Genomic DNA, 12,507 nt, shown 5'->3' on the forward strand with positions numbered 1-12,507 from the left:
AAGGGCGAACGATGAAGAAGCGAATCCTGGGACTGGCGGCGACGATCGCCTTGTCGGCGCTGGCCGTGACGCCGGCAAGCGCGCATCGGCAGTGGATGATGCCGTCGGCGACCGTGCTGTCGGGCGATGACGTCTGGGTCACGGTCGATGCGGCGGTGTCGAACGACCTCTTCTATTTCGAGCACCAGCCGCTGCGGCTCGACGGGATCAAGGCCTGGGCGCCCGACGGCAGCGAGGCGCAGATCGAGCATGGTTCGACCGGCCGCTATCGCAGCACGTTCGACGTCCATCTGACGCAGAAGGGGACGTGGAAGATCGGAACCGCGTCGGACGCGCTGATGGGCAGCTATGACCTGAACGGCAAGACCGAGCGCCTGCCGCGCGGCACCACCACCGCCAACCTTGCCGAGCGGCTGCCCGCCGGCGCGACCAATGTGCGGACGGCGGAATCGAACAACCGCAACGAGATTTTCGTCACCGTCGGCGAACCGACGACGACGGTGTTCCAGACGACCGGCAAGGGGATCGAACTGGTCCCGGTGACGCATCCGAACGACCTTTATGCGGGCGAGGCGGCGACCTTCCAGTTCCTGCTCGACGGCAAGCCCGCGGCGGGCCTGACGGTGACCGTGATCCCCGGCGGCATCCGCTATCGCGACCAGCTCGGTCAGATCGACCTGACGACCGGTGCCGACGGCCGCGTCACGGTGACGTGGCCCGAGGCGGGCCTCTATTGGGTCAACGTCACCACGCCGCGTGCCGAGCAGGGCGAAGAGGGCGCGGCGCCGGCCCAGCCGCAGCGCCGGGCGAGCTATGTCACGACGCTCGAGGTGATGGCGCCCTGAACGACCGCGTCCTCATCCCGCGGGCGCTGACCCCCGCCGCCTTTGCGAAGCGCGATGCGCCGGCGGGGATCGAGCGCTTTTCGGGAACCAGCATGGGGACCGACTGGAGCCTGCAGGCCGTCGCGCCGCCGCGCGATGCGGCGGCCGTCGTCCAGCGCGCGCTCGATCTCGTCGTCGCGCAGATGAGCCAGTGGGAGCCGGACTCCGACCTGTCGCGCTTCAACCGCGCCCCGGCCGGGGCGTGGCAGGCGGTCCCTTCCGAACTGCTACAGGTCGTCGAGGCGGCGCTCGCCATCGCCGACGCCAGCGGCGGCGCTTTCGATCCGGGACTGGGGCGCCTGACCGAGGCGTGGGGTTTCGGCAGCGCGGGGCCGGTGGCGGCGCGCCCGGACCCCTCGATCGCCGCGCCGCGCGGCGGCATCGCCTTCGACCGGCAGGCCGGGAAGCTGCGCCGCGAGGAGGGCGCATCGCTCGATTTGTCAGGCATCGCCAAGGGCTATGGCGTCGACCTCGCGGCCGAGCGGCTGCGCGACGCCGGCGTACGCCATTTCCTGATCGAGGTGGGGGGCGAACTGCGGGGCGAGGGGATCAGGCCCAACGGTCATCCATGGTGGGTCGATGTCGAGCCGCCGCCCGGTTGGAACGGGCTGCCCTGGCGCATTGCGCTGCACGACCTGTCGGTGGCGACGTCGGGTGATTATCGGCGTGGTCTGGAGATAGAGGGCCGCCGCTACTCGCACAGCTTCGATCCGCGCACCGGTCTGCCGATCCGCAACGGCATAACGTCGGCGACGGTGATCCATCGCAGTTGCATGATGGCCGATGGCTGGGCGACCGCGCTGACCGTCGCCGGGCCGGCGGCGGCGCTCGACATGGCCGACGCCCACGGGCTCGCTGCCTGCCTGATCGCGGACGAGCGCGAATATGTGTCGCGCGCGTGGCGCGCGATGCTCGATTGATACCCTATCCGCGCAGGATGAAGGGGATTTCGACGACGCCCTTGACGCGCACGGCTTCGCCGTTGCGGATGGTCGGCGCCCAGCGCCATTTCCGCACCGCGCGCAGCGCGGCTTCGTCCAGGCGCTGAAAGCCGCTGGTTCGCGCAACGCTGATCGCCGCGACGGATCCGTCGACGCCCAGCGTCACCGACAGAAGCACCGTTCCCTGCTCGCGGTGGCGGCGACTTTCGGTCGGATAGCGCGGCGGAGGCCCCGACAGCATGCGCGTCGCAAGGTCGTCGGCCTGGATCGTCGACGGCGGTGCCGGCGGAGCGGGCGGCGCCGGGGGAGCGGCCGGAACGGAAACCGCGATCGGCGCGGCCGGTTCGGGGTCGGGAACCGCAATCTGCAACGGCCGGGGATTGGGCAGCACGACCAGCGGCTGCGGCATGGTGGCGCGCGGCTGCGGCGGCGGCGGCGTCTCGGCGGGTGCGGGCGGTGGCGGCGGCGGCGCCATCGACAGGTTGACCACCGCCAGCCTGGTCGCCTTCGTGTGCGCGTGGCGAATCCCGCTGTGGACGAGCGCGGCGATCAGCACCGCGGTCAGCAACAGCGCCAGTCCGGCGGCGATCGGGTTGGGGCGCGATGCCTCGCCATAGCGATGCACGGCGCCGCCGGGCCCTCCGGCCGCCTCGACCGGGCGGACGGACCGGGGCAGGGGCACGGCGGCGAAGCGCTCTCGGGCCTCGCGTTCAGGTTTCCGACCAGCGTCGCAGCAGGTTGTGGTAGACGCAGGTGAGTTGAAGGACAGCATCATTATCGGCCCCATCGAGGGTGAGTTTCTGGATCGCCGTATCCAGTTCGAGAAGCATTCGCCGCAGGCTTTCGTCCCGCACCAGGCTTTGAATCCAGAAAAAGGATGCGATGCGCGCGCCGCGTGTCACCGGTTCGACGCGGTGCAGGCTGCTCGAAGGATAGAGAATGGCGTCCCCCGCTGGCAGCGCGACGCGATGCTCGCCATAAGTATCGCTGATGACCAGCGCGCCGCCCTCATAGTCGGTCGGATCGTTGAGGAAGAGGGTGCAGGACAGGTCCGACCGCAGATGTTCGCCCTCTCCCAGACGCATCACCGCACCGTCGACGTGGAAACCATATTCGCCGCCGCCCGCATAGCGGTTGAAGCGCGGCGGCAGGATCTTGCGCGGCAGCGCGGCGGCGAAGAACAGCGGCGATCGCTGCAGCGCGGCGAGCACCGTGGCTCCCAGTTCGGCCTTCAGCGGCAGGTTATCGGGCAATTGCTCGTTGCGCTTGACGCGGGCACCCTGCGCTCCGACCGTCTCGCGCCCGTCGGTCCACTCGGCGTCGTCGAGCCGGGCGCGGACCGCCGCCACCTCCTCGGCCGACAGGATGTTCGGAATATGCAGCAACATGCCGATCCAGATCCTTTCAAACGGCGAAGGCGGGGGCGCGCCACGTCCCCCGCCCAGGCCCGTTCCGCGCCGACCTAGAAACGGAAGTCGGCGCTGAACAGGAAGGTTTGCGGCTGCCCCGGCGTGTAGCGATAGCCGCTCTTGTTGATCGCCGCGACATAATGTTTGTCGAACAGGTTATAGGCATTCACCCGCAGCGTGACATTGTCGTTGACCGCATAGCCCAGCAGCGCGTCGACGACCGTGTAGCCCTGGGTGCGGGGCGGCGTGCCGGCCGCGCCGTCGGTTCCGCGCCGCATTCCGCTGGTGTAGCGGACGCCGCCGGCAATCTCGAGCCCGAAGGGCGCGCGATAGCTGGTCCATGACGAGAAGCTGTCGTCGGGGGCGTAGGTCAGGCCGGTGCTGCCGTCGACGGCGACCGCGCCGCCGTTCGTGACCTTGGTCTTCTGATGCCCGTATCCGGCGGAGATCGACCAGTCGTCGGTGATGTTGCCCACGACCGACAGTTCGAAGCCCCGCACGCGCTTCGATCCGCTCTGGATGTCGGACGGGTCGGCGGCGTTGACCTCGTTCAGCACCTTGGTCTGGAACACCGCCGCGTTGAAGGCGAGTGCGCCGTCCAGTGCGTCCAGCTTGACGCCGGCCTCGATCGTCTTGGCCTTTTGGGGAGCGAAGTCCGGGTTGTTGGCGCTGTTGCCAGTGGCCAGGGTGAAGTTGTCGCCGCCCGGGGGCTGCTGCGACAGCGCATAGTTCACATAGAGGCTGACGGGCTCGCTGGGCTTCAGCACCGCTCCCAGCTTCCAGTTGAACAGCGTGTCCTTGGCCGTCAGGTCGGCGGTGGTCACGATCGAGCCTACGGGCGCGGTACCGCAGGGCACGGCGCCGCGGCCGGTTCCGTTGTTGCAGACGGCCGTGCTGACATAGGTCGTCTTGTAATGATCGAGGCGAATGCCGCCGGTCACCAGCAAGAGCCCGTCGAAGAATTTCGCGGTGTCGAAGGCATAGAAGGCCAGCGTATTCGTCTTGCCCCGCGAAGCGGTGCCGTTGCGCGAATGGGTGTAGTTGCTCGTGTCGTTCCAGTCGGGATCGTAGAGATTGGCGACCGGCAGGGTGCCCGAGGAACTGTGGCCGTAGGTGATCTGCTTTTCGCTGGTGATCTCGGCACCGACGCTCAGATTATGCTCGATCGCCCCGGTCGCGAAATCGGCCCGCAGGTTGAGCTGGTCGGTCAGGATGCGGTTTCGCGCATCGCGGATCGTGGGGTTGCCGCGCGTCATCGTATAGGCGGACAGGTCGTTGGGATTCGCAGGATCGCCGACGATGTTGGCGTTCGTCGACATGAATGCGGTCAGCAGATAATCCTGCCTGGTCTCGCCCCAGCGCGCGACGTTGGACAGCCGCACATTGTCGGAGAAATCATGTTCGACGATGAATGTCGCCATCTGCGCCCTGACGTCGTCATGATCCTTGCGCGTGCCGTAGAAATTCCTTGAATCGACGGGATGGCCGGCCAGCGCTTCCTGTCCGGACTGGGGCTGCCATCCGGGGAGGGCGATCGTCGGGACATAGCCGTCGGGAATATTGTCCTGATCGACATAGAGCAGATTGAGCCAGGCGCGGGTCGCGGTTTCGAGACCGAAGCCGAGCGAGGCGGCGAGACCGAGCCGCTGGTTCTCGACATGATCGCGGCCGGGAACATCGCTGTCCTGCCACAGGACATTCAGCCGCAACGCGCTGTTGCTCTGGTCGCCCAGCGTCTGGTTGACGTCGGCCGTCACGCGCTTCTGCCCGTCGACGCCGACCGAAAGCGTGCCCGACAGCGCGCTTTCGAGCGACGCCCGCTTCGACACCATGTTGATCGCGCCCGTCGGTGCGGTGCGGCCATTGTCGGTGCCCGCCGGTCCTTTCTGAACCTCGACCGCTTCGGTGTTGAAGATGTCGCGCGAGATCGAGCCCAGATCGCGGATGCCGTCGACGAAGATGCTGTTCGACGTGTCGAAGCCGCGCATGCGGATCGCGTCGCCGCTCGTCGTATTGCCGTTCTCGCCGGCATAGAAGGTACCGACGCCGGGGCTGTTGCGCAGCACCTCGGTCAGCGTCGTCGCCCCCTGTTCGTTGAACAGCTGCTTGTCGATCACCTGGATCGTCTGGGGCGTGTCGCGCAGCGGCTGCGTGAATTTCGGCGAGGACGGACGGTCGACCTTATAGCCTTCGTCGTCGATCGCGGTGTCGGTCACGGTGACCCCACCGAGCCGCGGCGCCTTCGCTTCCGATCCGTTGTCCTGGGCGGCCGCGGGCGAAACGGCGAGGCCGAAGCAACCCAGAGCCAGATAGGCCGGCGCCGCTGCCGCCAGTGATTCACGCAAACGCAAGAATGACATTCATGCCCCCTTTTTGATCCATGATGGAAATAATGGCGCGCTATTGCGAGTCATTCGCGAGAAAAGCAAGCGCCTTTTTACATTCCGTCGGCATTTTGCGCGCCAAGGCGCCGTTGCAGGCGGTTCATGGGCTTTCCGCCATGCGGCAAATTGAAACCGCGACGCAGTAGTATACGGGGATTGTCGCGCGTCGGGCGGGCTACGCCTGCGCTTCGCTGTCCTTGCAGGGGACGACCTCGACCACCAGGTCGCCCGCCTGCAGCGCCTGGGCTTCGGGTTCCCAGAAGCCGTAGGGCTTGCCGCCGCGATAGAGGCGCAGGCCGCGCCCGCCGCTGGCGAGCGTGTCGAGGCCGCGGCCGATCTCCTCGGGGCTGACCCGGCGCTCGCTCAGCTGCACCCGGCCGCCGGCAGCCGCGAGGTCGGCCATATAGTCGGCAACATGCGCGCCCTCGGCCGACCCCGCGAGCAGCAGGCCGGTGAAGCTGACCGGGTTGATGACGTTGTTGGCGCCCGCCTGCCGCGCGAGCAATTCATTGTCCTGGGTGCGGATGACGACGCTGATCGGAACGTGCGGCGCGAGATGGCGCACGGTGAGCACGATCAGGATCGATGTGTCGTCGCGCCCGGCGGAAACGAGCACGCTCTTCGCTTCGTTGATGCGGATGTGCAGCAGCGTGTCGTCGTTCGACGCGTCGCCCTCCATCACGTTGCAGCCCATGTGCTCGGCGGCGGCGACGCGCCCGCGCGCCGGGTCGATGACGACGATCTTCGACGGATCGGTGCCGCGCACGATCAGTTCCTTGACGGCTTCGCTGCCGCTGACGCCGAAGCCGAGAACGACGATATGGTTGGTGAGCTTTGCCTGGATGCGGGCCATGCGCCATTTTTCCCATGTGCGTTTGAGGACGAATTGATAGGCGGTGCCGACGAAGATGAAGAGCACGGCGATGCGGATCGGCGTGACCACCACCGCCTCGACCAGCCGCGCCCGGTCGGACACCGGGGTGATGTCGCCGAAGCCGGTGGTGGTGACCGAGATCATCGTGAAATAGACGACATCGAGGAAGCTGATGGCACCGTCCTCGTGATCGACCAGCCCGTCGCGCCCGACCCAGTGGATCGCCACCGCGATCCCGATCAGCAGGAAGGCGACACCCAGCCGCGTGACCAAGTCGGCCCAGATCGGCCAGCGGGTCGCGCGGCGCAGGACGTCGAACTGGCGCTGGACGCTCCGGGGTAGTCGTCTGGCCATCGGCGGCTATCGGGGCGGCAACTGCTTCATCGGATCGACAGGTAACCGATTCTTCCTGAGCTGGAAATGGAGTTGCGGCGACTGGACCTGGCCGCTCGCGCCGGCGCGGCCGATCACGGTGCCGGCCTTCACCGCCTGCCCACGCTGCACCGCGATTTCGCCTGCGTGGCCATAGGCGCTCATCCAGCCGCCGCCGTGGTCGATCAGGATCAGGCCGCCATAGACGGCGATCTCGTCGCCGGCATAGGCGACGACGCCGTCCGCCGCGGCGTGGATCGGCGTCCCCTGCGCCGCGGCGATGTTGATGCCATCGTTGACCTTGCCGGGCGCCAGCGGACCGAAGCGGGCGATGACCGGACCGGCGAGCGGCCAACGGAAGCGGCCGGAAAAGGCGGCCGGCGCCGCGATTGCCGTCGTCACCGGGTGTTTTGGCACCGCGCTGGCCGCTGCAGGGCGCCCGCTTTCGGCGAGCGCGGGCTGGCTGCCCGTCGCGATGTCGTCGATGTCGAGCGTGAAGGATGCCGCGCGTGCCGCCACGTCGACGGCACGCGGCGATTGGGCCCGTGCCTCGGCCGGCAAGCGCAGCCGCTGGCCGACGCGCAGGATATAGGGTTCGCCGAGCGCGTTGATCGTGACGACCTCCCCCCAGTCGACACCGTAGGCCTGTGCGATGCCGATGCCCGTCTCCCCCGCCGCGACGCGATGATAGAGGCCCGCGGGAACGCGGAGCGTCTGGCCGGGATGCAGCGTGTAGGGCGGCGCGAGGTCGTTCTCCATCGCGATCGCCTCCGAACCCGCGCCCGTCATCGCGCCGATCGCGCGCAGCGTATCGCCCGGCCGCACGGTATAGGTGCCGGCCGTGACCGCGCGCGCGTCGGCGGTGACGGGTTTCAGCGTCCAGGTCTGCCGCGCGTCGCCGCCAACGACCTCGCCCAGCGAGCGCCGTTCGAAATCGTCACGCGCGGTAGACGGCGCCGACGCGCTGGCTACCGGTGCGGTCGCGCGCGGCGTCGGCGACATGGCCGCTGGAATACAGCCGCCCAGCAATGCCGCGCCCACAAGCGGCCCGATACGGTGAATAAGCGCCCCCACACCGCTTCCTTGCCAAAGCCAGGCAGCGAACACCAGCCATCTGTTTCATTTCGGAACAGAAACTGAGCGATCGGAGGGCATGGGACGCCCGTTTCAGCGAAGCGGATCGCGAAAATACTCGTGTGCTCCCGCGGAGGCGGGAGCCCAGCGCAAAGCAAAGCCGGCGTCGGCGTCAAGACGCTCTATGGTCTATGGGGAGTCGGCGTTCGGCGCGCTGCCTCGTCCGTCATACTGAACTCGTTCAGCATTCATGGCCGAACCTTCCCTTCTGTGCCGACTTTCAGGCGAGGGGGGACCATGGACCCTCTGATCGGGTCCGGGGCAGGCTCTGAAACAAGTTGGCGCATATGTCCTTCAGGCAAATCAGGAACTGTTCCCCGGCAAAAGCCGGGGTCCATGCGAGGCGGCGCTGCCCCACCTGGACCCCGGCTTTCGCCGGGGAACGGTGACTTGTCGAAAAGGGATCATTGCCAAACAAGGTCAGGGCGGCGGAAGGGAAAACCGTGCCGAAACCCGAATCCCCACAGCCATAGGCCCCCGCCTGCGCGGGGACACGATGTGTTATATTCAAGAGCGATCGTGCCAATGTATCAAGCGTCGGATCGGCATCGCCTCTCTTCCGCTCAGCCCTGGTAGGCGCTCCGCAACGCAGCGAGCGAGGCGTCGTGGGTCAGGTCGAGTTGCAGCGGCGTCACCGAAATATAGCCGGCGTCGATCGCCTCGAGGTCGCTGTCGGCGCCCAGCGAATGCTCGATGCCGTGCAGCCCGAACCAGTAGTAGGTGTAGCCGCGCGGATCGACGCCCTCGACGATCGAGCCGCGGCTATAGTCGTGGAAGCCCTGCCGGACGACGCGGATCCCGCGCACCGCGTCGGCGGGGACGGCCGGGAAGTTGACGTTGATCAGCGTCCGCGGCGCCATCCGCATCGCGAGCAGGGGCGCCAGAACCTTCGCCCCCCACGCCTCGGCCGCGCCGAAGGGAACGGTGTCGCCCATGCCTTCGCGCGCATAGACCTGGCTCAGCGCGATCGCCGGGATGCCGGCCAGCGCCCCCTCGATTGCCGCCGACACCGTGCCCGAATAGGTGATGTCGTCGCCCAGATTGGCGCCGCGGTTGACCCCCGACAGGATCAGGTCGGGCTTTTCGGGCATCAGCTTGCCGATCGCGATCATCACCGAATCGGTCGGGGTGCCGGTGCACGACCAGCGCCGCTCGCCATGCTGGCGGACGCGCACCGGATAGGACAGCGTCAGCGAATGGCCGGCGCCCGACTGCTCCTCCGACGGGGCGCAGACCCAGATATCGTCCGAAAGCTGCCGTGCGATCGCTTCGAGCACCGCCATGCCGGGGGCATGATAACCGTCGTCGTTGGTGAGGAGGATGCGCACCTTGGTTTCTTTCTCTTTTCGTCACCCGGCCCAAGGCCGGGTGACGAGGGTAGTCAGGTGATGGGTGTCAGCCGCGTGACCCCACCCATGTAAGGCAACAGCGCCGCGGGAATATCGACGCTGCCGTCCTCCAGCTGATAATTTTCGAGGATCGCGACCAGCGTGCGCCCGACCGCCAGCCCCGAGCCGTTGAGCGTGTGGACGAACTCGTTGCCCTTCGCGCCCTCGCGGCGAAAGCGGGTGTTCATGCGCCGCGCCTGGAAATCGCCGCAGTTGGAGCAGCTCGAAATCTCGCGGTAGGCGCCCTGGCCGGGCAGCCACACTTCGAGGTCATAGGTCTTGCGCGCCGAAAAGCCCATGTCGCCCGCGCACAGCAGCATCCGGCGATAGGGCAGCTCGAGCGCCTCGAGGATCGCCTCGGCGGCGCGCGTCTTGCGTTCGAGTTCGGCGTCGCTGTCCTCCGGGCGGGTGACCGACACCAGCTCGACCTTCCAGAACTGGTGCTGGCGGATATAGCCGCGCGTGTCGCGCCCCGCCGCGCCCGCCTCGGACCGGAAGCAGGGGGTGAGGGCGGTCATGCGCAGCGGCAGGTCGGCCTCGGGCAATATCTCCTCGCGCACCGCGTTCGTCAGGCTCATCTCCGACGTCGAGATCAGCCAGCGGCCGTCGGTGGTCTGGAACAGGTCCTCGCGGAACTTGGGAAGCTGCGCGGTGCCGAATGCCGCCTCGTCGCGCACCAGCAGCGGCGTCGCGCATTCGCGATAGCCCGCCTCGCCGGTCTGCCGGTCGAGCATATACTGGCCGAGCGCGCGTTCGAGCCGCGCCATCGACCCTTTCAGAAAGGCGAAGCGGGCACCCGACATCCGCGCCGCGGTCTCGAAATCGAGGCCGAGCGCGGGGGCGAAATCGGCATGCTCGCGCGGCGTGAAGGCGAAGGTACGCGGGGTGCCCCACCGCGAAATCTCGACATTGCCTTCCTCGTCCTCGCCGTCGGGAACGTCGGCGGCGGGCAGGTTGGGGAGCGCGGCGAGGCTGTCCTGCAATGCGGCAAGCTGCGCGCGCTCGGCGGCTTCCTGTTCGGGGAGCGACTGCTTCAGCGCCGCGACCTCTGCCTTCAGCGTTTCGGCGGTGGCCGTGTCGCCCTGCGCCATCGCCTGGCCGATCGCCTTCGACGCCTCGTTGCGGCGCGCGAGCGCGGCCTGCATGTCGGTCTGCAACGCGCGCAGCGCGGCGTCGGCGGCCAGGATGATTTCGGACAGGGGGGCAAGGCCGCGGCGCGCGAGGCCCGCGTCGAACGCGGCGGGGTCGTCCCGGATCAGGCGGATATCGTGCATGGCCGCGCTATGGCGGCGCGGAGCGGGCGGTGCAAGCCTGTGTTCGCCCCTCCGCTCGCAATGATGACGCAGGGCGATCCCGGGGCCGAAATCATGACCGCCACGAAAAAGGGGGCCGCCCCAAGGGACGGCCCCCATCATTCGGCATCCGGCGCGAGGCCGTCTGCCGCCAGTGGCCCGTTACGCCGCTTCGCTGTCGTCGCCGTCGCGGTTGGCCGCACGGCGGCGCATCACCAGCGCCGCGGCGGCGGCGCCGAACAGCAGCATCATCGGCGGTGCCGGCACCGGGGTCGGATCGCCCGACGACCCGCTGCTCGTGCTGCCGCCCGAACTCGACGATGACGAGGAGCTCGAAGAAGAGGAACTGCTCGACGACGACGAGGAGCTGCTGCTCGACGAGGATGACGAGCTGCCCGTCGATCCGCCGAAGCTGCTGCTGCCGCCCGTCGCGCCCGACGAGGTCGCGCCGCTCGACGAACTGCTGCTCGACGAGGACGACGAGGAGGAAGAACTGCTCGACGACGAGGATGCGCCGCCGGTCGAGGTCGACGCGCCGCTCGAACCGCTCGACGACGAGGAAGACGACGAAGAGGAAGAACTGCTGCTCGACGAGCTGCTGCCCGAACCGCCCGATCCGCCCGACGAGCCGCCCCAGCCCGAGCTGCCGTGCGAGCTTCCGCCCTTCGACGAGCTTCCATGCGACGATCCGCCGTGGGACGAACTGCCATGCGAGCTGCCGCCGCGTGACGACCCGCCGTGCGAGCTTCCGCCCTTCGACGAGCTGCCGCCGCCCGACGAGGAGGAACTCGACGACGAGGAGGACGAACTGCTGCTCGACGAAGAGGAACTGCTGCTGCTCGAAGAGGAGGAACTGACGTTGCCCGACGAGGTCGAAACGCCGCCGGTCGAAGTGCTGACCCCGCCCGTCGAGGTCGACACGCCACCCGTCGAGGTTGAGACGCCGCCCGTCGAAGTCGAAACGCCGCCGGTCGACGTGCTGACGCCACCCGTCGAGGTCGAGGTGCTGACCCCGCCGGTCGAAGTGGAAACCCCGCCCGAGGTGCTGCTGGTGGTCGAGCTGAGACCGCCCGTGGTTGTCGAGGTAATGACGACGCTGCCGCTGCTCCCGCCGCCGCTGCTGCCGCCGAAGAAACCCCCGAAGAAGCCGCCGCCGAAACCGCCGCCGAAGCCGCCGCCGATCACGGTGACTCCACCGCCGCCGCCGCCGCCTTCGAAGCCGCCGCGCTGCGGGAAGGGCGCATAGGGGATGGGGGGCAGCGGAACCGTCTGCGTCACCACCTGCGTCTGCGGGGTGGCGGTGCGGATGATCCGCTTCGTCGTGACCACGCGGCGGACGCGCTTCACCGGCTTGCGCGCCACGTGCCGCTTGCGCACCACTTTCTTGGTGCAGCAGTTCTGCACCGTCTGCGCCTTCGCTCGCGGCACGTCGGCGACCTGCATCGCGCCGGTGCCGATGATCGCGCCGCCGCATGTGCAGGCACAAAGCTTTGCGAGGGCCATTCGGACAGACATAGGTTTCTCTCTCTTTTCCCGTTGCAGGTGCCCCCAGCGCTGCCGCCGGCACCGATTGCGCCTTTCACTAAGAGCAAAAGGCCAATGCTTTGTGAACACGGCAATTGCGTTAACCGCGTTTGCCTGTCCGAGAGCGGGAAAATGGGATCGAAATCAACTCTAAAGCGCTACTTTGTCCCAAAACAGCACGATTTTTACCGAATCATGTCCATTGGTAAACGGCCGGGCGATCGAATGGGTGGGCGCGGTGGGCTTGTGGAGAGCGTCGGACCGGTTCAGCGGCGCTTCACCCGGGGCTGCCTATCGGTCCTTGG

General features: G+C 67.9%; 10 protein-coding genes. 3 read left to right on the top strand and 7 right to left on the bottom strand.

From position 1 onward, the window contains the following. Positions 1 to 11 precede the first annotated feature (11 nt). Both C3E99_RS04645 and C3E99_RS04650 read left to right on the top strand, forming a co-directional pair. Positions 12 to 845, top strand: a complete 834-nt coding sequence (locus tag C3E99_RS04645) for a DUF4198 domain-containing protein (protein WP_067106260.1) — start codon at positions 12 to 14, stop codon at positions 843 to 845. Between the two features lie 92 nt (positions 846 to 937). Beyond that, positions 938 to 1,804 carry an FAD:protein FMN transferase gene (locus tag C3E99_RS04650; protein ID WP_076074725.1) on the top strand — a complete coding sequence of 289 codons (867 nt, stop codon included), beginning with the start codon at positions 938 to 940 and terminating at the stop codon, positions 1,802 to 1,804. Positions 1,805 to 1,808: 4 nt separating this feature from the next. Here the strand turns inward: C3E99_RS04650 and C3E99_RS04655 are convergent, their stop codons facing one another. The 7 genes from C3E99_RS04655 to serS all read right to left on the bottom strand — a co-directional run bounded on the left by C3E99_RS04655 (position 1,809) and on the right by serS (position 10,660). Continuing rightward, entirely contained in the window at positions 1,809 to 2,507 is a 699-nt protein-coding gene (locus tag C3E99_RS04655) for an energy transducer TonB (protein ID WP_234002604.1), read from the bottom strand. Between the two features lie 28 nt (positions 2,508 to 2,535). Next, entirely contained in the window at positions 2,536 to 3,213 is a 678-nt protein-coding gene (locus C3E99_RS04660; protein WP_067106262.1) for a Fe2+-dependent dioxygenase, read from the bottom strand. Positions 3,214 to 3,287: 74 nt separating this feature from the next. Continuing rightward, a complete protein-coding gene (locus C3E99_RS04665) occupies positions 3,288 to 5,594 on the bottom strand; it encodes a catecholate siderophore receptor Fiu (RefSeq protein ID WP_104959470.1) in 2,307 nt (768 codons plus the stop codon). Positions 5,595 to 5,793: 199 nt separating this feature from the next. Next, the gene (locus tag C3E99_RS04670; RefSeq protein ID WP_067106266.1) at positions 5,794 to 6,846 is read right to left on the bottom strand and encodes a potassium channel family protein; all 1,053 of its coding nucleotides are present in this window, start codon (positions 6,844 to 6,846) and stop codon (positions 5,794 to 5,796) included. 6 nt (positions 6,847 to 6,852) lie between these two features. Next, complete coding sequence (locus C3E99_RS04675) at positions 6,853 to 7,866, bottom strand: M23 family metallopeptidase (protein ID WP_076074729.1); 1,014 nt, start codon at positions 7,864 to 7,866, stop codon at positions 6,853 to 6,855. 695 nt (positions 7,867 to 8,561) lie between these two features. Beyond that, a complete protein-coding gene (gene surE / locus C3E99_RS04680; RefSeq protein WP_076074732.1) occupies positions 8,562 to 9,326 on the bottom strand; it encodes a 5'/3'-nucleotidase SurE in 765 nt (254 codons plus the stop codon). Between the two features lie 53 nt (positions 9,327 to 9,379). Next, a complete protein-coding gene (gene serS, locus C3E99_RS04685; RefSeq protein WP_076074735.1) occupies positions 9,380 to 10,660 on the bottom strand; it encodes a serine--tRNA ligase in 1,281 nt (426 codons plus the stop codon). 172 nt (positions 10,661 to 10,832) lie between these two features. Between serS and C3E99_RS04690 the strand changes: the two genes are divergently transcribed. Further along, positions 10,833 to 11,924, top strand: coding sequence for a hypothetical protein (locus C3E99_RS04690; RefSeq protein WP_199775065.1), 1,092 nt, complete (start codon positions 10,833 to 10,835; stop codon positions 11,922 to 11,924). Positions 11,925 to 12,507: the final 583 nt, after the last annotated feature.

The organism is Sphingopyxis sp. MG (assembly GCF_002953155.1).
In the GTDB taxonomy this organism is placed as follows: domain Bacteria; phylum Pseudomonadota; class Alphaproteobacteria; order Sphingomonadales; family Sphingomonadaceae; genus Sphingopyxis; species Sphingopyxis granuli.